Annotated in this window: 13 protein-coding genes; 6 read left to right on the plus strand and 7 right to left on the minus strand. The window is 42.7% G+C overall.

Features of this window, described 5'->3' with window-relative positions; translation table 11 throughout:
* Positions 1-2: 2 nt before the first annotated feature.
* Together OK025_RS25295 and OK025_RS25300 are read right to left on the minus strand one after the other, a co-directional pair.
* A complete protein-coding gene (locus OK025_RS25295; RefSeq protein WP_317667516.1) occupies positions 3-1,835 on the minus strand; it encodes a RagB/SusD family nutrient uptake outer membrane protein in 1,833 nt (610 codons plus the stop codon).
* A gap of 11 nt (positions 1,836-1,846) precedes the next feature.
* Positions 1,847-5,032 carry a TonB-dependent receptor gene (locus OK025_RS25300; RefSeq protein WP_317667518.1) on the minus strand — a complete coding sequence of 1,062 codons (3,186 nt, stop codon included), beginning with the start codon at positions 5,030-5,032 and terminating at the stop codon, positions 1,847-1,849.
* A 376-nt stretch (positions 5,033-5,408) separates the two neighbouring features.
* Between OK025_RS25300 and OK025_RS25305 the strand changes: the two genes are divergently transcribed.
* From OK025_RS25305 to OK025_RS25330, 6 genes are all read left to right on the plus strand, one after another.
* Positions 5,409-6,929, plus strand: coding sequence for a PQQ-dependent sugar dehydrogenase (locus OK025_RS25305; RefSeq protein ID WP_317667520.1), 1,521 nt, complete (start codon positions 5,409-5,411; stop codon positions 6,927-6,929).
* 5 nt (positions 6,930-6,934) lie between these two features.
* Positions 6,935-8,167, plus strand: a complete 1,233-nt coding sequence (locus tag OK025_RS25310) for an Nramp family divalent metal transporter (RefSeq protein WP_294184576.1) — start codon at positions 6,935-6,937, stop codon at positions 8,165-8,167.
* A 7-nt stretch (positions 8,168-8,174) separates the two neighbouring features.
* Positions 8,175-9,197, plus strand: coding sequence for an NAD-dependent epimerase/dehydratase family protein (locus OK025_RS25315; RefSeq protein WP_294184578.1), 1,023 nt, complete (start codon positions 8,175-8,177; stop codon positions 9,195-9,197).
* A complete protein-coding gene (locus OK025_RS25320) occupies positions 9,197-10,258 on the plus strand; it encodes a dihydrodipicolinate synthase family protein (RefSeq protein WP_317667523.1) in 1,062 nt (353 codons plus the stop codon). The genes OK025_RS25315 and OK025_RS25320 overlap by 1 nt, the downstream gene beginning before the upstream one ends.
* 172 nt (positions 10,259-10,430) lie before the next feature.
* Positions 10,431-11,339: a helix-turn-helix domain-containing protein gene (locus tag OK025_RS25325; protein ID WP_317667525.1), complete on the plus strand. Its 909-nt coding sequence runs from the start codon at positions 10,431-10,433 to the stop codon at positions 11,337-11,339.
* 146 nt (positions 11,340-11,485) lie between these two features.
* A complete protein-coding gene (locus OK025_RS25330) occupies positions 11,486-12,679 on the plus strand; it encodes an MFS transporter (protein ID WP_317667526.1) in 1,194 nt (397 codons plus the stop codon).
* 260 nt (positions 12,680-12,939) lie between these two features.
* On the opposite strand, the gene OK025_RS25335 is transcribed toward OK025_RS25330, so the two are convergent.
* The 5 genes from OK025_RS25335 to OK025_RS25355 all read right to left on the minus strand — a co-directional run bounded on the left by OK025_RS25335 (position 12,940) and on the right by OK025_RS25355 (position 26,189).
* Positions 12,940-17,115: a two-component regulator propeller domain-containing protein gene (locus OK025_RS25335; RefSeq protein WP_317667527.1), complete on the minus strand. Its 4,176-nt coding sequence runs from the start codon at positions 17,113-17,115 to the stop codon at positions 12,940-12,942.
* 62 nt (positions 17,116-17,177) lie between these two features.
* Positions 17,178-19,877 (minus strand): glycoside hydrolase family 88 protein, encoded by a 2,700-nt coding sequence (locus tag OK025_RS25340; RefSeq protein ID WP_317667529.1) that lies wholly within the window; start codon positions 19,875-19,877, stop codon positions 17,178-17,180.
* 58 nt (positions 19,878-19,935) lie between these two features.
* The gene (locus OK025_RS25345; RefSeq protein WP_317667531.1) at positions 19,936-21,123 is read right to left on the minus strand and encodes an alginate lyase family protein; all 1,188 of its coding nucleotides are present in this window, start codon (positions 21,121-21,123) and stop codon (positions 19,936-19,938) included.
* Between the two features lie 17 nt (positions 21,124-21,140).
* The gene (locus tag OK025_RS25350; RefSeq protein WP_317667532.1) at positions 21,141-23,711 is read right to left on the minus strand and encodes a glycoside hydrolase family 95 protein; all 2,571 of its coding nucleotides are present in this window, start codon (positions 23,709-23,711) and stop codon (positions 21,141-21,143) included.
* A 6-nt stretch (positions 23,712-23,717) separates the two neighbouring features.
* Positions 23,718-26,189, minus strand: a complete 2,472-nt coding sequence (locus tag OK025_RS25355; protein WP_317667534.1) for a glycoside hydrolase family 2 TIM barrel-domain containing protein — start codon at positions 26,187-26,189, stop codon at positions 23,718-23,720.
* Positions 26,190-26,214: the final 25 nt, after the last annotated feature.

Below are 26,214 nucleotides of genomic sequence, written 5' to 3' on the forward strand. Positions count from 1 at the left end.
TATTATTTCCAAGGTATATTTTGTGTTAAATTCGGATTCCGCGAACGTTCTGTTTCCGGAATTTGATAGATATAACACTTTTGATAAGTCAATTCAGACTCATTGAAGAAAAAGCGTTCCCAATTATTTCCAAAACTATCCTGGAACCATTTTCCATCACCATAAGGTTTGCCAAACACTGTTTCCAGTTTACGCCATCTCCTCAAGTCAAATGCGCGCTGCCCTTCGCCAAACAACTCAACAATTCTTTCCTGCTCTATGGCATCGAAAAATGCATCACGAGACGAGGTTTTAGCTCCAGCAAGCGCAGGTAGGTTACCACGACGCCTAACCTTATTAACCAAATCAATTGCGTCCGCCTGTGGACCACCAATCTCATTGGTCGCTTCAGCATACATCAGGTATACGTCAGCAATGCGCATCAAAGGCCAATTGTAATTTCCATCACTACGTGCCACACCACCATAATTGCGCACAAATTTACGCGATTGCAATCCCGAGAGATTTGTGGTATTATCGGTAAAGGAAGTTTTGTAGGAGACACCGTTAACCGTCACCGCAGCTCCCCAAGTTTTGTAGATAAAGGGAATATAACCTGTGGTCTCCGTAGGGCTCATACTCATAATCAATTCGTAATCCCACAACAAAGTCGCTTTCATGCGATAATCGCGGTTACGGTACGACTCAGGGTTCACCGCTGAATTTGCCGTAGTACGTGCTGCAGGATTTTTCACCGGATCTAGCTGAACCATCTTTGGTAAGAAATCTCCTGTAATGGTAGATTGGTAACGATCGGCCAATTCATAGCGCGGAATCGCCTGATTCTGTCCTAAAGACACCAATGGCCCCGTCCATACCCGCTGATATTCCTCACTTTGTTTTGTTCCCACACCGCCATGGGTAAGCACCATGACCATTTCCTCATCTTGGCTCAAGTTGCCGGTAGAAGGTATAAACATGTAGTAATAATTTGGGAGCACATCAGCCTTCCCCAATTCACCCCATTGACCTGGATCACCATTTCTAAACATTTTGATGCCAAAATCATTGATTACACGTTTAAAATCAGCAGCGGCCGCAGTATATGCCGTTTTAGCCTCTGTAGCAGATTGTACAAATCCATCCAATTCAGGCCATCCGTTTTTCTTCCACGAACCCCAATACAATTGAAACTTACCACGAAAGGCCAATGCAGCAGGCTTACCGGCACGACCAATTGCAGACCCCTTTTTGGGCAATTTGTCCACCGCATAGTTCAAATCAGCCATAATAGAATCTTTCAGCTGTGCAATAGGCATTCTCCGCACCGTATCAGCCTCTGCGGGAGCTGGTGCCGATTTATAAAAATAAGGCACATCACCCCATAGGGAAATCAATCTAAAGTATGCAATGGCGCGCAACAACTTGGCCTCCGCCACGATAATTTCCAGGGTTTGTTTTACAGCATCAGTTTTTGCTACGGGCAACAAACGCGTATTGGTATTTTCGATCACAAAGTTAGAACTGAATATAGATCCATACAATGCTCTATACATTGCCGATGCACCGGAGCCATAATTCATCGGACTATTGACCGTTAATGAAATAGGTGCCGCACCAGTATTGTACATTTTAAGGAAATCTCCATGTCCATCGAAATGATAGTCGCGATCAAAACAAGGCCTAAATATGGAATAGTTCGCCATTAACGCAGCAAGCGCGTCATTTTCGTCCACCCAGAACGTTTCGGAGCTTGGCGTTGTTGTTGGATTCTGATTCAACAAATCTTTGCGACATGCGGACAAACCAAGAAGCAGCAAAGAAGAAATAAACAATATGTTATATATCGATTTCATAAGTTCAAATATTATAAGTCAACATTCAGTCCAACCACAAAACTCTTCGTCATCGGATAAGCATCATTGGTATAGGTACTTTTCTCCGGATCTAAGCCTTTAAAACTTGTCAATACCGCTAAATTATCGACCGAACCAAATACACGTAACTTCTGGATGCCCAGCTTCATCAGTAATTCTTTCTTAAAAGTATAGCCAAGCTGCAGATTTTTCACCCTTAAATAAGACATGTTTTGCAGCCAAAATGTGCTCAAATACGCATTTGGACTCGTTGATCCTAATGTACTTGGAAGCAACTTAGGATAATCAGCATCGCGATTGTCCAGGCTCCACATATTATTCCACTGGTCCTCAGTAATAGCCTGATTTGCCGTTCCTAAAAAGTTCGAATTCGCTTTGTTCATCCAAAATTCCTTTCTTCCTGTGGCAGCCTGCAACAGGAAAGAAAAATCAAAACCTTTGTAGTCCACCGAACCTCTAAATCCGTAATTCACCTTTGGTCTACCCAGTTGATAAGCTGGATATGCTACACGGTCATTCGCATCCAATTTGCCATCACCATTGACATCTTTCAACAAAATATCTCCCGGGGAAGCGCCCTGAGGAACAGCATTATAGACATCCTGCCAAGACTGAGCAATGCCCAACGATTCGAAAGCATAGATAAAATTATAAGGCATATCAATAAATACCGAACCTCTTTGCAACTGCTCATTCCAGGACAGCAGCTTGTTCTTGTTATACCCAACATTAAAGTTCAGCATGTAACCCACATCGCCCTTTCGGTCATTCCAGGTAACATTTGCTTCCAGCCCTTTATTCATCATATCACCAATATTACGTCGGGGGGCAGTGAATAAACCCGTCAGATGCATAGATACATCCGAAGGCCTGTTCATACCAATCGTCTTTCTTTCGTAATAATCCAGCTCCGCAGTCAGTTTATTTTTAAAGAATCCAAGATCCAAACCAAAATTAAACACACGTGTCTTTTCCCAGGTAAGGTCATAGTTGATCAGTTTCTTATTGATCAACCCTTTGACAACAGACCCTGTTCCTGTACTATTGTCAATCAAATAATAAGGACTAGAGACCAAAGATTGCTTCTGCTCATACAATCCGACACCACTATTATTCCCCAAAGAACCATAAGAAGCTCTAAATTTGGCCGAACTCATCCTGATCTTTTCCTTAAATGCCGACATAAATACCTCGTCTGAAATCCGCCAGCCCACTGCCGCTGATGGAAAAAAGCCATATTGATCACCCGGCAAGAAACGTGATGAACCATCTACCCGGAAGTTCCCTTCAAACATATACTTTCCGAAGGCCGTATAATTTAATCGTCCAATATAAGAACGCAAACCTTCTGCCGATGATGATCCCGACACATTTTGCACGTCTTCAGAAGCGCCATCAATTTCATGTAAACTAGGATGCAAACGATCTAAGCGACTACCTGCCAAAACACGATTGTTCCAATATTCTTCTGAATACACGGCCAAAGCAGAGAAATTATGGTTAGCGCCAAACTTATGATCGTAACTCAATTTGAAGTTCAGCTGGGTTTTGTAATTGTTTCGGTCTGTATTATATATCCCATCATTTGTCGGCACAAGATCCCGGATAGACAATCCCGTCCGGATGTTATATAATTTTGTCGGCATATCTGCCTTCCATTGAAAACGCGTATCATAATTTAGGGCATAATCCACTTTAGCCTCAAATCCTTTAAATGGCTTCCAGTTTAAATAACCATTCACCAAAGCCTGCTTTTGATTCATGTGGTTTTGGTTGCGCGTCATGTAATCTGCATAAATATTATTGGCCTGCGGACTTTCATTGTAAGACATTGCACCGCCATAAAAACCGGTAATAGGATCATAAGGCAATATACCTGCTGGTGAGGTAAACAGATCCATCCCACTTGTCGAGTTGGCAGTCATACCGTCTTCGTAGTTATAACGGTAATCGGACCAGTTTCCGGAGAACCGCACTCCAGCACCGATGGTGTTGGTTACTTTGGTTTCGAAGTTAAATGCAGCATTATAACGTTTAAAATCATTATTGATCTGTATCCCCTTCTCATCCAGCATACCGACAGACAAATAGTAATTATTATTTTCAGTCCCCCCATTAATGGAAACATTATAATTCCCACTTTGACCATTGCGGAGAATAACATCCCACCAATCGGTACTTGGATATAATCTCGGGTCGATCATACTCAATGCCAACCATTCGTCGATGGTTCCATTCTTAAAATTGAATGCAGATGCGGCCGTATTATAGGCCTGTGCCCTTTGAGTAGCCGTCATCGCTTTTGCATAATTATTGACAAAATCAAAAGAGCGGGTAGGTTTCACCAGCGATTTGTTGGCACTAAAGGAAATAGCCGTCCTACTGTTTCTTTTACCAGACTTTGTCGTGATCAATACAACCCCATTGGCCGCTCTGGAACCGTATACTGCAGCGGAAGAAGCATCTTTTAGTACGGTCACACTTTCAATATCATTCACATTCACACGATTCATATTGACATCGGGCATTCCATCAACCACGATCAGCGGTCCAGCACTGTTGACCGTCCCCAATCCCCGAATCAAAAGATCCGCTGCATTATTTCCGGCCATTCCGGAGTTTTGACTTACGGCCAAACCAGGAATAACACCTTGCAATGCCTGCGAGGCATTGGAAAGACCCCGACTCGAGGTCGATTGATCAAAATTGACACTGGCCACAGCACCAGTCAAGTTGCCTTTTTTCTGCTTACCATACCCCACCACAACAACCTCATCCAGTGCATTTTCGCTCGCATCAAGCACCAAAGCCTGCACATCTTTCCCCGACACCACTTTTGTATTAAAACCGATTAACCGAAATTGAATCTGATCGGAAACGGACCCCGTTAATTTAAAACGACCTTCTTGATCCGTAACGGTAACAGTTGCATTTTTAAGGTTACGCACTTCTACACCGGACAGTGGCTGCCCTTTGGCGTCCAGCACCTGCCCGACAAGCTGCTGCTGAAATTTAGCTAAACCCGACGAAGGGTTTAAAACATCCGAGATCGGAATCTTTCCATTGTTAAGGGAAGAAGGTACATTTGCCAATGCAGCCATCGAAATAAAAGGTAGCCCCACCAAAAGGCAACTCCTGTTTATTACATCCCGGATTTTAATCTGCTTTAGTATCATGAATACTCAGGTTAAAGTGGTTAAATAAATGATTTATAAGCTCTTTAGTTTATTGGTATTTTTTCAGGAAACATAACGCTCGACCCTAATATGGTCTAAATTGTATTTCCATCGCTATCATAGTGAATACAATAATATATATTTTTTGTATACAATTCAATATTTTTTTTACTTTTTTACAAAAATAGGCTGGCTAACAAGTTCGTGACAATTCCACAACACCGCTCTTTTAGCTGTGTAATTATAAACTAAATCGTATTTAGCCTAGGCTGATAAAATATTTTTGTATACAATTTTACTTATTTTTTGTATATTTATTTTTATTCAACTACATTTGACTAACCAAATAAATCAAAGGAATAACCGTAGATCCTATATGAAAAAACAAACCTATATTTGGCTTGTATCGCTGATCCCGCTACTATCCTCCTGTTCTTCCGAGACGGAAAGGGAAAGTAAGCCAATAAATAACATCCAACTGGAGCACAGCATACTATCGCTATCAAAAGAAGCTACAAAACTCCATGTGCCATGGGATTTACAATATGACCGGATCAACGATGCCATTCTGTTTTCTGAAATTGGAGGAAGTATACGAAAACTGGATACTAAAACAAAAGCTGTTACTTTAGTGGACAGCCTCACCGACGTTTACCACCAGCGCACGTTGGGACTATTGGGAATGGCACTGTATCAACCCGAACAGCAACAGGCCTATCTTTACCTTTCTTACACCAGCAAAAAGGACAGTCTCATTTTCTCCAACTTATACCGCTACGATTATAGTCCGGTGGGCAAGTTGTCAAACCCAAAATTGCTTTTACAGATTCCTGGAAACACCGGACACAACGGTTCGAGGGTTATTGTTTCGACAGACAAAAAAGTATATTGGGCTACAGGAGATGCAGCAAGTGATACCTTTGCGCAAGACAGCACCTCATTAAATGGCAAAATCTTACGCCTCAATCTCGACGGGAGCATCCCAAAAGACAATCCAATTGCAAACAGCTATGTCTATGCATGGGGATTTCGGAACATGCAGGGACTTACCCATGATGCAAAAGGCTTAATTTACACATCCGAACATGGCGATGCCATCGAGGATGAAATTAACCTGATCCAACCCCTAAAAAATTATGGCTGGCCGCAGATCGAAGGTATGATTGATACGGAAAAGGAAAAAACTATTGCCAAAAACTCCCCAAGACAGGAGCCTATTAAATCGTGGACTCCGGTCGTTGCACCATCCGGTATGGCGTATTACAGTTCCAATGTTATCCCTGAATGGCAACATAGTCTATTGCTCGCGACTTTAAAAAATCAGTCTTTACGTATCCTAAAATTATCCGCCGATGGTCAACAGATCATCGATGAGAAGATCCTATTCAAAGATCAACTTGGCCGGCTAAGATCCGTATTGACCTTACCCAATGGAGACATTTACTTCTGTTCAAGCAACCGTGACTGGAATCCGCAAAGGGGATTTCCAAAACCCGATGACGATGTGATCTATCGTCTCCGTATTACCGATAAAGCCTCTGCACCAATGATTAAACCCCTTGCAGCCAACACGGCCAACTCCCCTGCCAAAAGTGGTCAGGCATTATACGAAGCCTATTGCGCATCTTGTCATAAAGCAGATGGAAAGGGACTTACAAATACCTTTCCCCCATTAGCCAATTCATCTCTTGTCAAAGGCGACCCAGCACCGCTATTGCAGGTTATCCTCCATGGACTGAAAGACAAAACAATAAACAACGTCAAATACGAAAGTGCAATGCCATCTTTTTCATTCCTGAAAAATGAAGAGGTCATTGAAATCACCAATTATATCCGCACACACTTTGGAAATTCTGCCCCTAAAATCAACCAACAGCATTTAACCTCATTACGATAAATTTCATGGAAAATAACCTCGAGCCAAAACCCTCTTTATTGAAAAGTTGGCTATCCATCTTGGGTCCAGGCATCATTACCGCCGCCCTGGTTTTCGGGCCCAGCAAAATGACCATCACATCAAAAATGGGTGCAGACTATGGCTTCTCTCTATTATGGGTTGTCGTCGTCGCCATCTTTTTTATGATGGTTTTCACCAATATGGCGGCACGTATCGGTATCGCGAGAGACGAATCTTTACTTGTTTTAATTCGCCAGAAATTTGGTAAAACAACATCCATCATCATTGGCCTCGGAATCTTCCTCGTTGCAACCTGTTTTCAATCGGGGAACGCGACAGGTGTCTCTATTTCCGTTTCGGAAGCAACGGGGACAAACCCCAAAATATGGATCATCGTTTTTAATGTCATCGGTATCCTACTGTTGTTCTTCAAGTCTTTCTACGCGCTATTGGAAAAGCTTATGCTTGGACTTATCATCCTGATGTTATTTGCTTTTCTTTCTACAGCCATTATGATAAAGACACCCGCACAGGACTTTTTCTTAGGTTTTATTCCCAGCATCCCACCTTCATCAGTAGGTTTGATCATCGCTTTTACGGCTTCTTGCTTTTCGATTGTGGGCGCATTTTATCAAAGTTATCTTGTTCAATCAAGAAGAAAATTATCGGCCAACAAACAACGTACTGAACGACAGATAATCGGTAGCCGAATAGGTATTATTATTCTTGGCATCATGAGTGCAGCCGTTATGGTCTGTGCGGCAAATACGCTTCATCCCCAAGGGATCAAGTTAAATTCTGCCGCTGAGATGGGCCGTGCACTGGAACCGCTTTTGGGAACCTATGCTTCACACCTCTTTTTTATCGGTCTCTTCGGTGCCTCCTTTTCCTCCTTGATCGGCAATGCCGTATTAGGCGGATCCTTACTGGGCGACACCTTTGGCTTCGGCAACGATCTCAATCACCCTAAAGTGAAACTCTTTATTTCTTTGGTCATGATTTTTGGATCTGCCATCGCGCTTATCTTCGGAAACCTTCCCTTGGAGCTTATTGTTTTTGCGCAAAGCATCACCATTTTTTTAGTTCCCTTTATTGGTATCATCCTCTTTCTGATCGCGAACGACAAAGAAATTATGGGCACGCTCAGAAACAGCCCCTTAACGCGATTATGGGCTATACTCGGACTCATATTACTCGTTTTTCTTGCTTTTAGTAATCTCTATAATTTAATCAAATAATTCAGACATGGACCATAACAATTTAGCGGAATTGGAACAGCAGCTGCTTGCACCATCATTAGATCTAATTGAAGATATAAAAAAGATACAAGGTGATATCCTTTTCCTAGGTATTGGCGGAAAAATGGGGCCAAGCATGGCAAAACTAGCCATGCGGGCTATTCAAGCTGCAGGAATAGACAAAAAGGTCATTGGTGTTTCGCGTTTTTCAACCAAGGAACTTCAACAGGAACTGGAGGATCTAGGCATAAAGACAATCGCCTGTGACCTATTGAATGAGGAAGAACTCAAAAAGATCCCGCAGATTCCGAACGTCATTTACCTCGCAGGACATAAATTCGGCACCACAGGAAATGAAGATTTTACCTGGGCGATGAATACCTATCTTCCCGGAATGGTGGCTTCTCATTTTCAAGATTCCAACATTGTTGCTTTTTCTTCGGGTAACGTACTTCCATTTGTACCGATAAGCAATGGCGGCGTTTCTGAGGAAAGAACTCCGGAGCCTGTCGGCGAATACGCGCAATCCTGTTTGGGAAGAGAGCGTATATTCGAGTATTTTTCGAAGAAAAACGGTACACCTACCCTGATCTACCGATTGAATTATGCGGTGGATTTTCGCTACGGTGTGCTCGTAGAAATTGCCAAATCGGTCAAAGGGCAGCTCCCAATAGATTTGACAACCGAAAACGTCAACGTCATCTGGCAGGGAGATGCCAACGAAATTGCCTTAAGATCATTACTGCACTGTCAGTCTCCAGCCAAAATACTGAATGTCACGGGACCGGAAATCCTTTCTACACGATGGATCGCAGAGCGTTTTGCTGAGCATTTCAACACAAGGCCGATATTTGTAAATGAACCCGCCGGAACCGCTTTACTCAACAATGCGTCCGAATGCCATCGTTTATTTGGCTATCCGAAAACAACCATACGCGAAGCGATAGACATTACTGCCAAATGGTTGACCCAAGGCGGCGAACTATGGAATAAGGACACGCATTTTCAAGAACGAAAAGGAAAATTCTAATGAAAACTTTAGACAACAAATTACAACAGTTGCTTTGGGAAGGAACGGTTATTCCGGCACACCCCCTTGCCTTAAATGAGGACCGCAGCATTGACGAGACGCATCAACGGCTCCTGACGCAATATTACATAGCCAGTGGAGCCGGTGGAATCGCCGTAGCTGTACATTCAACCCAATTTGAAATCCGTGACCCCGAGATCAACCTTTTTGAAACCGTATTGAGATGGGCTAGCGAAGAAGTCGAGAAAGCGGCACTCCAACGACCATTTATCAAAATTGCGGGCATCTGCGGTGACACAGAACAAGCTGAACAGGAGGCAACGACTGCACTTAAATACGGTTATGATATTGGACTATTGAGTATGGGCGGCCTGCAGAGCTGGACTGAAAATGCCATATTAGATCGAGTCAGAGCAATAGCAGCCATTATTCCTGTCTTTGGATTCTATCTTCAACCCGCCGTTGGTGGCCGTATTTTCTCCTATTCCTTTTGGCAGCAGTTTGCCGAAATCGACAACGTTGTCGCTATCAAATGTGCGTCGTTCAACCGCTACCAAACATTAGACGTTATGCGTGCTATAGCCAACTCCAGCCGACGAGATCAAATTGCTATGTACACGGGCAATGATGACAATATTGTCAACGATCTGATGAGCGTGTATAATTTCCCCGTAGCGGGAGAAAACGTCGCCATAGAGTTTAAAGGTGGACTATTAGGCCACTGGGCTGTTTGGACGGCAAAAGCTGTTGAACTCCTTCAGGAAATAAAAACATACAAACAGGACCCCAATAACCTCCATGCGAGTCATCTCCTGAGCAAAGCGATTGCTGTAACAGACAGCAATGCAGCTTTTTTTGACCCAGCAAATGCATTCCATGGCTGTATACCAGGCTTACATGAGGTGCTCCGCAGACAAGGCCTGATGAAAGGGACCTGGTGCCTAAACCCCAACGAAAATCTATCCATCGGACAGCAAGAAGAAATTGATCGTGTATATAAAGACTACCCAGACTTAAACGACGATGAATTTGTCAAGGAATTTTTAAAATCGAGATCCTAATAATCGCTTCCTTATAGTCGCTTCCTTTTATAATGTCTCATCACCCGGGCTAGTCATAGCTAACGAGGTGATGGGACCTTTCTTTTTGTTCCAATTCATATTTTACGAATCAATGACCGATTAGGAGAAATAGTACACTGCATGAAATGTTTGATTTTTATAACTTTGCATCATGACAACTTCCGAAAATATTATTGATTTCTATCAGCGGGTATTTCGAGAATCCAATTACCCATTTGGCTCCTCGCCCGAACAAATTTCTCATTTTAACATATTTTCACGTGAGCATTGTCCCTTAAAATCACCTTACAATAGAAAAGATTACTTCAAAATATCCCTCATGATCGGCCAGGGTCAATTGCATTATGGCGATCAATGGATCCCTATTGACCGTCCCGCACTTGTATTTTCAAGTCCGCTCGTTCCCTACTCTTGGGAAACAGACAATCCGGATCAGAAAGGATGGTTCTGTCTTTTTACGCAAAAATTCATTCAGGAAGACAAACATTATAACCATAACATTCTCGAAAGCCATTTTTTCAACCCTAGTGGTAGCCCAGTCTATTTCTTAACGAAAGAGCAGGTCGATCTTTTCGATCACATTTTTCAGCGTATGAATACCGAACTGCGCTCTGATTTTGCGTTCAAATATGAAATTATCCGGAATCAGTTACAGTTACTCGTTTTAGAAACGTTAAAACTAGCACCAAATGAGGGCATATCACCTTACCAAAATGCAAACCAGCGTATTTCCCATCTTTTCCTAGAACTTTTGGAACGTCAATTTCCGATTGACACCGAAAATTTACTTCGTTTTAAAAATGCAACGGATTACGCGCAACAGCTCAACATCCATGTCAATTCGCTAAACAGGGCTTTGAAACAAAATACAGGAAAAACTACGCAAGAACTCATCGCACTGCGCATCACACAGGAAGCAAAGGCACTCCTTCAACATAGCAGCTGGAACATCAATGAAATCGCTTATGCCTTAGGTTTTGAAGAACCGGCGAACTTCAGTAATTATTTCAAAAAACATGCTGGTGTACCACCTTTAGCCTTCCGCAATAAGTCTGTTTGATTTTCACAATAATTTGTTTGAATTCTATATCTTTCGAAACAGGCAATGATACTACTTTTGTCGACATCATATTTACATGGCCAAAGAGAAAAAAGTGGCTGGTAGCATAAACGTCCATAGAGACGGGAAATTTAAAAAATTAGAGGATGGAAAAAAACACTAAACCACAGCAATCTTTTATCCCGACGATACTAGCATTTGCACTTGTTCCGATTACGGGACTTGCCACCGACATTTATCTTCCGTCAATGCCACAAATGGCCCAGGAGCTTGGCTTGAACGAAAGCAAAATCCAGTTAACACTTTCGCTTTTTCTAATCAGTTATGGTGTTGCACAGTTCTTTACAGGGGCACTGGTTGACGCTTGGGGAAGATATCGCATCAACCTCATATCGCTTTTCCTTTTCATTGTCAGCTTTTGGATCACAGCAAGCACACACGATATTTGGGTTATTTACCTGATGCGCATCCTTCAGGGAATCTTATCGGCATTTGTGGTCATATCAAAACGAGCCTACTTTGTGGATGTCTATGAAGGCGAGCAGCGCAAACACTACCTCAGCATTATGACCATCGTCTGGTCGATCGGGCCCATTGTCGCTCCTTTTATTGGTGGCTACCTCCAAACACAATTTGGTTGGCGTTCTAACTTTATGGTTCTGGCCGTTTACAGCGCCCTACTTTTTATCCTTGAACTGATCTTCTCTGGCGAAACAATCAAACAGAAAAAACCACTCCATATCAGCTACCTGATCGGCGAATTTAAAATGATGCTTAAAAGCAATGATTTCACCTTTGGTATAGTCATGTGTGGTATATCCTACGGTCTCGTTATGTTCTACAATCTCAGCGGCCCGTTTTTTATTGAACATCAACTGGGATATAGTGCAATTACAACCGGTTATACCTCACTTATTATGGGTTTGGCTTGGATGTGTGGTGGTTTTATTGGTAAAGCCCTTATTAAAAGAGCCTTGGTTCCAAAATTGAGAATCGCCAATTTTATTCAGATCAGCCTGATTGTATGTATGCTGATCGTCTCACCTTACCTGTCAAACTTATATACATTGACATTTTTCGCATTTGCCGTACATTGCACTGCAGGATTTATTTTTAACAATTATTTCAGCTACTGTTTGGGCAGGTTTCCACTGTCTGCAGGTATCGCCGGTGGATTGGTTGGCGGAATTACCTACCTCCTTACCTCTTCACTCAGTTACATCACCGTCAGCTTGGTAAACCCTTCTTCGCAGTTTCAGATTGGATTAGGTTATGGCATATTTGCGCTGTTGGGATTGACCACTTTATACGTTATTCGTAAGCTGGTCAAAAGCGTATAAACTATGCGCTGGTTCTTCCAGCGACAGGTCAACAACAACCTGTAGCTGACCAACTACAAAACAGTTTTTAAAAGGTGAATTATTTTTAAAATAGTATTAAAAACAACTATATTTGTTGCATCATAATTTAGGTTTATAATTGGTTATTGAAGGTTTTCATTCTCCCCGTTTGAAAACCTTTTTTTTGCCTCCAAAAAAACCTTCGGTCTGCTTTTAGGGCTGCTGATGCTTACCCAATCGTGGAGACCTTTGCTTATTTTTTAATTGCTGCTTTCCTTGATACCGAATTTTTCAACATAGGTACGTGGACTCTCCTTATAGAATTTCTTAAATGTTTTGCTAAAATATTTTGGATCATTAAACCCGACCTGATAAGCCACCTCACTGATACTCAAACCAGTATCGTTCACTAAAATATAGGCTGCTTTCTTAAGACGTACCATATTAATAAATTCAACCAAATTCAGTCCCGTTTGCTGCTTAATCTTGCGGTACAAAACAGAGCGGCTCACGCCGATGGCTTTTGTAAGATCCTGCACTCCAAAATCTTCACAGCCCAGATTTTCTTCGACAACCTTCAATACCTGATCCAAGAAACGTGTTCTTTCGGGCAGATCTGTTCCTTGTGCTCCAAGAAGATAATTCTGCACAAATTTTTCCTCCAATCGTTTCCGCGTCTGTATGATGTTTGAAATTTTCTGAATGAGATGTGGCATACTGAAGGGCTTGGTAATGTAGTCATCTGTACCGATTTCAAACGCCTCTGTGATATAAGGATCAGCTGTACGGGCTGTCAAAAGAATCACAGGAATATGATTTGAACTACTATCGTTTTTAATCTGCTGCAAAAGTGTGATTCCATCACAGTTGGGCATCGTTACATCTGAAATGATAATGTCGGGCTGTCTTGCTTGTACCAATTCCAGCGCCTCAATACCATCATTAGCTTCTAAAACAATATATTTTTTCCGTAAGTTTTCACACAGAAAACAACGAAGCTCCACATTGTCCTCGGCAACAAGTATGATTGGCTTATCTTCATCCGCTGCAGAAGGCTCAATTTCTGTTTTTGTAGCATCCACATGTGGCATATCGGCATCCGCAGGGTCTGAGCATATCGTCGCTGCAGTACCGTCTAAAACCATAAGCTCTTCGACGAGGACATTCCCTTGGGGCAGGCTGATCCGAAATACTGTATTGAAGTCTGCCGGCTCCTGTGCCATATTACTTTCAACAGTGAGTTTTCCGCCGTGCAGCTGTATGATCGAACGACAGAGTGCTAAACCTATTCCGCCATTGGTAGCCGATAGGCCTTTTGCATTGGCCTGATAAAATTGTTCAAATACAAAAGGTATATCTTTGGATGGGATTCCACGCCCCGAATCCCAAACGGATACAAGCAGTTTCTCCAACTCGCCTTCTCCTTCTAGCTCAACCTGTATCTTTATTTTACCCCCCTTGTCCGTAAATTTAAACGCATTATAAATCAAATTGACAAGGACTTTTTCAAATTGCTCCGGATCAAAACCTCCAACATAATCAGGGCTTACCTTATTATCCAGGAAAAACTGAATATTATTTTTCTCGGCAATAAAGTGAAAATTCTGGCGAATGTTTTCCAAATACGTAGCAACATGAACCTTTTGGCAAAACAATTTCATCTTTCCGCCTTCATGTTTTCTGAAATCAAGCAGCTGATTAACCAGATTCATCAAGCGATCCGCATTTCTTGTTGCATAACCGAGATGCTCCTGTGCATATGCTGAAAGCGAGCGATCGTCTTTTAATTGATTTAACGGCCCAATAATTAATGACAATGGCGTACGGAATTCATGGGAGATATTGGTAAAGAAATTCAGTTTTGCTTCATGAAGCTCCTCCTGTTTTTCCGAATCTATTTTCCGAATCAAAAGGTCTTGTTTCAATTTATTTCTACCGTGGAAAAATCGGATCACCAAAAAACTGACCGCAGCAAAAAGAAGAAAATAGCCGCTATAGGCCCACCATGTCCTCCATGGCGCTGGCAGCACTTTAATCTTCAAAACCGTTGCCTTTTCGTTCCATACCCCGTCGTTGTTGGCCCCTTTAACCCAAAGCTCGTAAGTACCGGGGTCTAAATTGGTATAAGTAGCCACGGGATTGCTCACATAATTCCAGTCTTGGTCAAAGCCTTTTAGATAATAAGCATATTGATTTTTCTCCGGATGAACATAATTCAATACACTGAATTCCAAACTAAAAACATTTTGATTGTGATCAAGAATTAATTCATCCATCATGGATATATCTTTAGGAATAACACCATCGAGGCCCGGGAGAACTGTTTTATTGAATAATTTCAACTCCGTAAACTGAATGGGGGGAATGTAATTATTGACACTTAAACTATCCGGATTAAATAGGGTGAAGCCCGAGAAGCTTCCAAAGGCAAGTTTTCCGTCCCGCAACATTGCTGCTGCATTTTGAATATATTCGTTACCGGGAAGACCATCGATCTTCGTATAGGTTCGTACATGACCAGATAGGGGATCGAAACAAGAAATCCCCGTATTTGTGCTCAACCACAATTTGTTTTTCAGATCACTTAGAATAGCAAAAACATTGTTGATCGGCAATCCGTTTCGCTCATTAAACCTTTTGAACGCTTTCTTCTCTGGAAGATAAAGATTCAGCCCGCCCATGTACGTACCGATCCAAATATGTCCTTTCCGATCTTCATGGATACTCACAATATCATTTCCGCTAATTGAAAGGGAATCCTTCTTGTCATTTAGAAAGGAAACAAATTTATCGGTCCCTGCTAATTTTAGATTTAAACCATTTGAAGTACCAATCCATAGATTACCTTTTGAATCCTCCAGTAAAGCGCGCACCATATTGGAACTCAACTGCTTTCTGGCAACGTTAAATGTCTGGAAAGTTCCTACTTTCTGGTTTTTACGAAGTACCTGTAGTCCTCCGCCGAAAGTGCCAATCCAAATATCGCCATTGCGATCCTCTAAGATCGCATACACATTATTATTTGCCAGGCCATTACTTACATTGGGGTCGAAACGAAAATGTTCATAGCCTTGCTGTCCCTTTCGTCTTAAATTCAACCCACCATCATAAGTACCTACCCATAAATTCCCTTCCTTATCTAAACAGATAGACTTCACATTATTATGACTTAGGCCATTCAGGTTATTTTTATCGTGACGTTCACTAAAAAAAGAATTCGTACGCCGATTAAAATAATTTAATCCTCCCCCCTCAGTTCCAATCACCAGTTCTCCCATAGCATTTTCAACAAATGCACTCACCACATTGTAACTTAAGCTATTGCGTTTAGATTGATGGGTGAAATTCTGAAAATTAGGAATATCCTTGTCATAAATATTAACCCCTCCAAAATAGGTTCCAATCCAAATAGACCCCCGCTTATCTTGAAATATAGGGCGAATGGAATTATTGCTTAAGCTATTGGGATTTCCATCGTCTGCCTGGATAAAAAGCAATTTTCCGTTTTGATAAACATATAGGCCATTGAATGTTCCAATCCAAATCTTTCCATCATCTGTTTTTTTTAAGGACCGCACATCTTGATTAGCCAAACCTGTATGATTTCCCTCTTCGGTTAACGAGGATATTTCGTCTGTATTCTCATTGATAATCCGAATACCATTATATTTTGTACCTACCCAAAATATACCTGGACTAACTTCCAAAACAGCCTGAAACCGTTGATTAACCTTATTATCTACCGATTTCTCTTTGAAGTAAGTCCGTAGCACCTTTAAGCTATTTCCATCTTTCGATGCGGCTTGCATGAGTACAATGGCATCATCGGTACAAAACCATAATCGCTTTCTGCGATCCTCATACATGGTGCGAAAATTACGATAGTATTCTTTTCCCTGGCTTCTTTCAACGGTAATCTCATTGAAGACCAATTCCGCTTCAGGATGCCGGCCCTCTTTGATCTTATACAAGCCTATATTTGTCGCAATCCAAATCTTACCGTTGGAATCCTGAAAAATCTGGTGAACGTTGACATCCATTTTCCCACTGCTACTCTCTACCGTAGGTAATGGTATACGGCTAAAATTGTCTGATTCTCGATTGTATAAATTCAGACCTGTCATTGTCCCTATCCAAAGCCGCCTTTTGTTATCTTCCGTAATCGCTTGAATAAAGTTGTGCTCTAAGGAAAGGCTATCTTGCGGATTACTGCGATAAATTGTAAACTTTCGGGCGTCGTATTTATTTAAGCCATCACGGGTACCAATCCACATAAAACCCAAATGATCTTGGGCTATAGCGAAAACACTGCCTTGAGACAAACCTTCGTTGACATCCAAGTGTAAAAAACGATAGTTTTTTTCCTGCGCATGCAAAATAGAAATTAAAGCTAACGCACAGCAAAAACAGCGCATAAAAACACGTAATGGCATCATAAGGTATATAATTGAAATGGATGATAAAAATAATCATTCCATTGAATAAATACGAACAAGAATCACTTTAATCGATCTTTTAATTGTTGCTCATAAAGTGAGCCGATCGACATTATTCTGTTTTGATTTTCCCAGTAACCAGCATTTCTATTTTTCAATCTTCCAGCTACTTTTTCTCCCTTTACTCCTATGGCAAAATTTTGTCCGGAAGCCCAGGGCTGTTGTACTGCAGCACTTTTGACCGTACAATTCCATAAGACTTGTGTCACCCCAGCCCAGCCATGTCCACTTCCCCAGTTACCGCGGTCCTGAACATTAATTTCACCATCCGTTACGATTTGATCGTATAAGGTTCCAACAGCCCATCGATGATGTGGACCGATATCCGCATGTGTTCGCTCCGCGCTAGAAAGGCTAAAAACGTTTGGACCGAGGGTCCTAGCCCCTGTTACGTAATCATGGCGTCCTTCCGTGGTATAAAGTTCTTTAAATAAATTAAGCTGACCGTCATTATTGAATGAATACCTTCGGCCACCTGTAATTTGAGATTTTCCATCCAGACACCGCGACTTCATTACTGTAATCTGTTTGGCAAAAGCGCCAAGACTCACCGCCGCATAACCAAAATAACGCGCGGTAATATTGCGCACCCAACCATTCGCTATTTTATCCATATCAATTGCAATCCAGCCGTGGTTTTCGTCTTCATCACTTACAAAATCGGATTCGAAACGTATATTTTCGATTCCAACTTCACTTATACGTCCGTCAAAGGTGTAAGGAATGACAGCCACTTTTCCATACCTCGGATCAATCGCCATCACCAAGGGATTATCAAAAAATACAGAGTCACCTTTAATGGCCAAAATAGTACGTTCAAAATTTAGCTTATATTCCCGCGCGGTCCACTGTTTCGTCCCTTCTCTCTTTTCAATTTGGTTCATTCGAAGCGCTTCGATCCAGGCATCGTTCATCTCATACGAGAGCAGTACCTGCTCGCCCACTTTCCTTTCCTTCGCATGATCGATTAGGACATATTTAGCCCCTACAGGTCCATATCCATTCTTAACAAACTGTTTTCTTGCCTGGTCCACTGAATAACTACCTGTACCTGAAATCTTCAATAAGCTCCGTTGGTGCTGGCCTGTAGCTTTAAGCAGGGTTTGCCCTATTGCATCGCCCTCCCCTCTCAACACGACACCGCTGGCGTGAATTTCCAAGCTTCCAGGTATATTGTACAGGCCTTTTTTCAACAAAATAGCCCCTCTATAACCATTTTTATCAAGTGGTTTTGCCGATACAGCATCGATAGCCTGCTGTATAATTTGTTGATCATCGCCATTTACGCTGGGTTTTACAGTAATCACAACAGGAACATTGGGCAGCTTTTGATCACCTTGATGATAGCCCACATGGCTAAAGTCGGGGATTAGATTTCCCTGTGCATCTGGAAAATAGATCAATTGTCCCGCTGGATTTTTCCGGACCAGATCCGATTGAACTTTTCCGGACTGTAGATCTTCTTGCCGATGCAGTGCTTCCAAAAAGTAATAATCGGCATAACTCAATGGTTTATCCACTTCAGTATTGGAAGGTTTCGATCCTGTACTGTGTAATAATATAAAACCTCTACTTTTATTTGGTGGCGACATGTAATTGTCTATCAGATTCGCCAATATGGTCTGTGCTTTTGCACGATAATCTTTCCCTTGGTTGCTATACGTGCTTAATTCCAACAGCCCCGACGCTATGACTGTCGCTGCCGACACATCCCGTGGTTCATTTGGAATATTCGGCGCATCGAAATCCCAGTAAGGGATCAAGTCTTTCGGCATATTGGGATGTGAAAACAGCCAATGCGCAACTTTTTCGGCTTGCTGCAGATATTTCGGATCTCCAGTTTCTCTGTAACACATCGTATAGCCATACAGTGCCCAGGCTTCACCCCGCGACCATGTCGATTCATCACTTAAGCCCTGATGGGTGTTTTTATGCTGCACAGCTCCTGTTTTCGGATTATAGTCTATTACATGGTATGTGCTGTAATCTGGCCTAAAATGATTTTTTAGCGTTGTATTGGCGTGGCTCACCGCAATATGATAATAAGTAGAATCTCCCGTAAGTTTGGTTGCTTCAAACAGCAATTCTAGATTGAGCATATTATCGATGATGACCGGAAAATCCCAGCGATGGCTATTGTGATCCCACGAACGTATACAGCCGACTGTCGGATTGAAGCGGGTTGCCAGCGTTTGGGCAGCCTGAACAAGCACCTCCCGGTACTGTGGATTTGCGGTTAACCGATAACCGTTTCCTACACTACAGTAGATCTTAAAGCCCATATCATGGGTCTTTCCATTAAATTGCTCCGCTTCGATCGAACGTGTCGTTTCTGAAGCAAGATCTCTCCACGTTTGTTTTCCCGATTTTTCGTAGAGATACCACAGGACGCCAGGGAAAAAACCACTGGTCCAGTCCCCCCTTTTCACGGCGACCAGTTTGTTATCTGAGGAAAGCGTACGTGGCGATACCAAGGATGAATCACTTTTTTTCAAGAGCTGCAATTCTTTATAAAGTAGCTCAGCTTGTTGATCTGCAAGCCCCCAAGCTTTTTGCAGCTGCTTTGTGCTCTGTGCCTCAACATGTTGAAAAGCACACAAAATTCCAGTCAAAAAGAGTGCTTTGGCAATAGATGACCTTTTTAAATTCCGAAAGCGCAAAAAGAGGGTATATCTTCGCAAAGACGTCGCATTAACATTCATGTTATCTGTAGGTTTTTAAGGTGAAATGGTTAAATTATTTTATAAGGGGGCTAGGAAATCAAAGCCATATAATTGGGTTGCGAATGGGTAAATTTCGAATAACCTCTTCTTGTTCGGGTGCATGATCAAGCTTTTCCCAAAGCTGCAGATAGTCTTTATTCTGGAAAGCCGCTGCCGAAAAGACAAGTGCCGGATGTGCAATTGGCCATTGATCCCAATACATGACATCTTTCTGGTAAGGCCATTTTTCTTTAGCTGCAATATAGGGGACCATAAAATCAATTCCCGTTTTTATGTTCCGCCCATCAGACAATGTATACTGCCAAAGGGAGGTGTTGGTCTTGGACAAAATCTGGCAGATCATGGCCATCGCATCCAGATTAAACAACGCGTATCCATAAGGTTTTGTCCGCTGTAATTCCCTCGGGAAGCTACCATTAGCGTCCATTTGATTCGGCAGCAGCACATGCGCATAACGATCTGCACATGTATTGAGTAATACAGTGTCTTGCACTAAACTCGAAAATGCGGCTACCTGCATCACCCAACATGTACCATGGTTGTTGGCGGCATTCATTTCATCGATACCATATTGATGCGTTGTAAGCCAGCGTAAATAGGCCGCAAACCAGCGATGTATGGCATCCTTGGCTGCCTGTGGAAAATTGGGGTCGTTTTCAAATATCTTTACGCCCTGTGCAACTTCCATCAGATGAATGGTATCAATAATGCCTATTCCGCGCCCTGTAAAACGCCCTTGTATAGCCTGCGCATAAAGAAGATTCGGATTCATCATCGTTTCTGCATCAACGAACCAAGCCTTTAAATGACGAAGTGCCTGCTGTACATATTTTTTATCCGGATTCAAACGATAGGCTGAGGCCAGTGCGCCCACGATTCGGCTGAAGCGGATCATTGCTTTACGATGTTCAACGAAATTGGCCGGATTAGTCATCCCATCCCGTTGGATATAGGGTGCAGCTGGATCTTTGGGATCGGGCCACCAATAATCGCCTTCAGAATAAAAATCATGAATACCCCCGGCACTCCGGACCGCGCTATATGCTGTCACAGTCAATGGTTTCTGCTTCATCGCCCATTTGGACTGCTTTAGAATAACAGGACGCAGCGTCTGGATGATCTCCTGCTCAAAAACACCTTCCTTAATTTTTGCCTTCAAAAATAAGGGGGAAATTACGATCCCGAGAAGACAGCCCATGATGCGAACAATTGATTTAGATTTCATTTTTCCTGTATTTTGATTTATAGCGGAACAATACGATACCGTTTACCTTTTATGGTCTCAAATTGAACTTCGAATGTTTTCGCAACTGCTAACGATGGCAATTTGGACGGATCAGCGATCGTATACGGTAGTTGTTCCGGTTTATATAATAGCGTATTGTCTGTGACAACTGCCTGATTTGATTCGATGCCGACAACTTTAACGGGTAAAGGTGTACGCAAACGACAAACACCTCCAATATTGGATATGATCATTGCTTCGGTCAATCCGTTATTTTTCCAGGCAATGTCTACGGTAAAGTTTCCCCTGGCCTTAATTCCTTTAATCGTCCCAGCAGACCATTCATCAGGTAGAGCCGGCAATAAATGAACAGCACCATCGTGACTTTGCAGCAACATTTCAGTCATTCCGGCCGTAGCACCAAAATTACCGTCAATTTGAAAAGGTGGGTGTGCATCAAATAAATTCGGATAGGCTCCACCACCGCTCATCTGAGCACGATCCAATTTAGGATCGATAAAATTTAAGGCATCCTTGAGGATTTTATAGGCATGATTTCCATCCTGAAGCCTCGCCCACCAATTTGTCTTCCAGGCCATCGACCAGCCGGTACTGACATCGCCCCTTAAAAGCAATGAACGCTTGGCGGCCGCAGCCAAAGCCTTGTTTTCCGCAAGACTGATCTGATTGCCCGGGTATAAACCAAATAAGTGGGAAATATGCCGATGCTGATCTTTTGGATCATCCCAATCTTTAAACCACTCTTGTAATTGTCCATATTGGCCCAACTGATAGGGATAAAGCTTTTCCTTCGCTTCTTCTAGTGCAGTTTTAAATTCAGGATCAACACCCAATATCGTACATGAACGAATAACAGCGGTAAAAAGCTCACGAATGATCGCCATATCCATCGTAGAGGCCATGGTCAATTGATATTCTTTACCTGCTATTTTAATTGTATTTTCAGGTGAAGTGGAAGGATTGGTCACGAGATATTTACTTCCTGGATCTGCAATCAGCCATTGCAGCATAAATTGGGCCGCCCCTTTCATCAATGGGTAGGCCTTCTCCTTCAAGAAAGTTTTGTCACCCGTAAAGCGATAGTGTTCCCATAAATGTGTGCTCAACCAGGCACCTGCCATAGGCCATGCCGACCAGCGTGGCATTCCTTTGGGATCCCAATCATATCCGCCCGGAGGGGAGGTTTTAGCCCATAGATCGGAATTATGATGCACAACCCAGCCCTTATCGACATGATAATTTATCGATGCTGTTTTAGCCCCGTTGATCGCCAGCTCCTCCATAAAATCAAACAAAGGCTGATGACATTCTGCAAGATTGGTATTTTCCGCAAGCCAATAATTCATTTCTGTATTGATATTGGTCGTGTAATTACTTCCCCACGGTGGCTGCACATGATCATTCCAGATCCCCTGTAAATTTGCAGGCCTTCCTCCTTGCCTGGAGCTGGCAATCAACAAGTAGCGTCCAAAATGATAATACAGCGTCAGAAGCCCCAAATCGGCAGGTCCTTTGGAAAACTGCATGACACGCTGGTCTGTAGGTAATTTATCATGAGCAGAAGTACCGGTCAGCGCAAAGGCTACACGATTGAATAGCGTTTGATAATCCCTTTGATGGTTCGCAAGTAAGGTCTGAAAATTCTTTTTGGAGACCGTATTCATGCGTTTTTTTGCGAGCAGCGTAGCATCTTTACCTTCCTGACTCGGAGACTTATCAAAACCGTTAAAGCTTGTCGCTTCTGTCAAAAATAAAATCACCTCATCAGCGCCTATAATTTTAAGCTTATCCGGCTCTTTTTTCACCAGACCACCGGTAGTTTTTACACTGACCTGCATCGCAAAGGTCATCCCTCTTCCGCCAACACTATCGTACACCACCTGTTGGGGTTCATAATCCCTATTGGCGACAAAACTCGGCGCCTTACCCTGAAGGGTCAGTTGATTATCCCCTTGGGTCGAAACGCTATATCGGAGCTTACTGGTCAAGGAAAGATCCAAGGTAATTGATTTTTTCTTGTCTGCTTTCAATCGAACCACCAATGCTTTATCCGGAAAGCTGACAAAACTTTCCCTTTGGTATCGAACACCTTGATACGAATAGCTCACCTGATTGATCGCTCGTTCAAGATCCAGCTCCCGTTTATAATCTTTGACCTTTTTTTCGTCCTGATGAAAGTCCAACCATAAATCGCCCATGGGTAGATACCGAGCAGAATAAGGTCCTTGCATTTTCTTCCAAAGAACTGCTGCCTCTTCATATTTTCCAGCAAAGATGGCTTGGCGCACTTGGGGTAAGACCTGCGGGCCGTTTTGATTATTGCCCGCATCGGGTTCACCCGACCACAGCGTATTATCGTTAATTTGAAACCTATCTTTACTTAGCCCTCCAAAGACCATCGCTCCTGTTGTGCCATTTCCAAGTGGCAGTGCCTCTTCCCACAGTGTGGCCGGTTGATTATACCAAAGCTTCAGCTGCGGCGAATTGCTTTGTGCACGGCATGGAGCAATCGTCCCCAGGAGGCCGAGCAGTAAAAAGAAGTTCAAATGATTCGTTGCTTTTAACATCTTGTGTTATTTTTCTATCGTTAACAAGGTACTCTTTGATCCTTCCATCCGGCCCGATATCACTGCGCTCCCCGAAGGCAGTCGAAGTTTAATTAATGCACGACCATTGTAGGCCTGTACTTTTTTCGACCCCGTAGAAGTGCCTTGATCGACGATCAACTGACCATCGCCTGTTGAACCAAAATAGATCCAATCCTTTGCATCGAGACAGGGGGTATTGGTATCGTCCACAATTTGGGCTTGCACAGTGATCACTTCGCCTTCCGCAGCAATCTGTTCGACAAGCAATTTGGCTGGTTTACCCCATTTTTTTGTCTGATATTGCTGTTCAATTTCATCCACTAGAATTTCCCGTCCGTTTTTCGCGACAGCTTTAATCTGATTGTTTCCTTCGTTCAGTTTCACCATCCAGCGCAAACCTGCCGCTGGAAAATCTTGGCTATTCCTTTTCTTTAATCCTTGACTTTCTCCATTGACAAAAAGCTCAACCTCACTGGCATTGGAATATACCTTTATCATTTTCAACTCCTCTTTTTCACCCCAACGGACCGGCCAAGTATGACCATAAATATGCAGCATTGGTTTAGCGGTCCAATACGACTGGAATACGTAGTACGATTCTTTTTTGGTAAAATCCCGTTCAACAACACCCTTCTGATTGACATAAGGCACCGGATTGTCTGGCCGTACCGGAGTTGAAAAATCTTTAAATGGCCAATAGGCTGTTCCCGTGAGCCAAGGCATTGTTTCTTGTTCCTTTAAGTGCCAATCGATGAGATTACAGATGTAGCTTTCACTCCAATCGCCATCTTTAGAAACCCGTGCTGCACCACCAATGAGCGACGCATCGCCTGCCCGTTCATCTGTTGTGCCATCACCTTTGATTTTAGCTAAAGCGCGATCAGGGTCTTCTGCATGTCGTCTTGCATGACTATCCCCGCCCCACTCCACATGAAGGAAATGTTTTACCTTTTTCATTTCTTCTTCGGACGCTGTTTTATAGTCGGTATAAACACCTCTATACCAACCCGCCCAAATGGAGGGCGAATAAACATCAACAATATCTTTACAGAAATCACAACGTCGTATCGCTGTTTTCCGGCTCGGGTCCAATTGATGAGCTAAGCCATTGAGTTCACTCATATAAGCCCTTATCTTCGCCTGATCAAACTCCGTAAAATCACCGGGCCAATCATTTTCATTACCAAGCCCCCAGATAATGACCGATGGATGATTATAATGCTGTTCAATCATATTGGTTAACATCCGTTTTCCCTGAAGTTGGTAGACCTCACCACCTAATCCACCTCTGCACCATGGAATCTCTTCCCAAACCAAGATACCCAGACTATCACAGGCCTCAAGCACTTTACGACTCTGCTGATAATGTCCCAAGCGTATAAAGTTTACGCCCATCTCTTTCATCAGGGTCATCTCTTGTAGAATCTGATCGTCAGTCATTGCTGCAGCAACACCGGCATGGTCTTCATGACGATGGGTACCGCGAAGCAAAAGCCTTTTCCCGTTCAGCAGAAAAGGACCTTTTTCTTTAAACGCTACATGTCTAAAGCCAAAGATGCTCTCTTCTTTAAATACTTGTCCATTGCTTTTGATTGTCGTAACTAAGCGGTATAAAGCCGGTTGATCAGGACTCCAAAGCTGTGGCTTCTTAACCAGGAATTGTCCAAATTCAAAATTTAATGCTCCCTTATTAACTTTTGGTTGCTGGGTTTGCACGATTTTTCCAGCAGGGTCATAGAGCTGCGTTTCGACTTCAAAATTTGCCTGAGCCGAAAATGGCATCAGCCGTCCGCGGACGTTGACCACTCCCTGCTTACCATCGGCCCCTACCGACGCCTCAACAAATACACGCTCCAAAGCTGTCTGCGGAACATATTTGAGGTTTAGATGTCTGTAAATACCTCCATAGACGTTAAAATCAGACAGATCAGAAGGGATCATTTCGAGATCACGTGAATTATCCACACGAATTGAAAGCGGTATTTTGCCCTTAAACTGTTTTTTAAAAGCAGCTGTTTTTTTAAACTTTTCAACGGCATCTGTAATGTCCACAGTCCATTCGTCGTATCCGCCAACGTGCTCCCCAACTTTAATTGTATGGATATAAACAGCTGTCTTTTGTCCGGCTCCTTCAAAATGAAGAAGGGTGTGACCATTTAAATAGGGGTTATCGATCTCCAGCGATTTTCTGTACCAGCTTGGCCCCTGATAATAATTGATAGCTGGATCAACAGCGTCCAGCGCATTATAACAGTGCGGCAGATTTATCTGCTCCCAAAGTGGGACAGACTCGGGATTACCGGCTCCCACCGGTCTTACAGCTTCCCAGATCCCCCCCAGATCGCTCTTTAAGAAATCCCAGCCTTGATCAATCCGCTTAACTTCCTGAGCGTGGAGCTGAGGAACTCCAAAAGTCAGCAACAACGCAACTATTTTATTCAATCTACTTTTCTTCATTATGCTATTTTAGTATCTGCTTTTC

It is taken from the genome of Sphingobacterium sp. UGAL515B_05 (assembly GCF_033097525.1).
In the GTDB taxonomy this organism is placed as follows: domain Bacteria; phylum Bacteroidota; class Bacteroidia; order Sphingobacteriales; family Sphingobacteriaceae; genus Sphingobacterium.

Bases quoted from the DNA above. Each gene is read 5' to 3' on its own strand.
- OK025_RS25355 (WP_317667534.1), bottom strand. From the start codon at position 26,189: ATGAAGAAAAGTAGATTGAATAAAATAGTTGCGTTGTTGCTGACTTTT.
- OK025_RS25315 (WP_294184578.1), top strand. From the start codon at position 8,175: ATGGACCATAACAATTTAGCGGAATTGGAACAGCAGCTGCTTGCACCA.
- OK025_RS25305 (WP_317667520.1), top strand. From the start codon at position 5,409: ATGAAAAAACAAACCTATATTTGGCTTGTATCGCTGATCCCGCTACTA.
- OK025_RS25325 (WP_317667525.1), top strand. From the start codon at position 10,431: ATGACAACTTCCGAAAATATTATTGATTTCTATCAGCGGGTATTTCGA.
- OK025_RS25310 (WP_294184576.1), top strand. From the start codon at position 6,935: ATGGAAAATAACCTCGAGCCAAAACCCTCTTTATTGAAAAGTTGGCTA.
- OK025_RS25345 (WP_317667531.1), bottom strand. From the start codon at position 21,123: ATGAAATCTAAATCAATTGTTCGCATCATGGGCTGTCTTCTCGGGATC.
- OK025_RS25335 (WP_317667527.1), bottom strand. From the start codon at position 17,115: ATGATGCCATTACGTGTTTTTATGCGCTGTTTTTGCTGTGCGTTAGCT.
- OK025_RS25340 (WP_317667529.1), bottom strand. From the start codon at position 19,877: ATGAATGTTAATGCGACGTCTTTGCGAAGATATACCCTCTTTTTGCGC.
- OK025_RS25330 (WP_317667526.1), top strand. From the start codon at position 11,486: ATGGAAAAAAACACTAAACCACAGCAATCTTTTATCCCGACGATACTA.
- OK025_RS25350 (WP_317667532.1), bottom strand. From the start codon at position 23,711: ATGTTAAAAGCAACGAATCATTTGAACTTCTTTTTACTGCTCGGCCTC.
- OK025_RS25295 (WP_317667516.1), bottom strand. From the start codon at position 1,835: ATGAAATCGATATATAACATATTGTTTATTTCTTCTTTGCTGCTTCTT.
- OK025_RS25300 (WP_317667518.1), bottom strand. From the start codon at position 5,032: ATGATACTAAAGCAGATTAAAATCCGGGATGTAATAAACAGGAGTTGC.
- OK025_RS25320 (WP_317667523.1), top strand. From the start codon at position 9,197: ATGAAAACTTTAGACAACAAATTACAACAGTTGCTTTGGGAAGGAACG.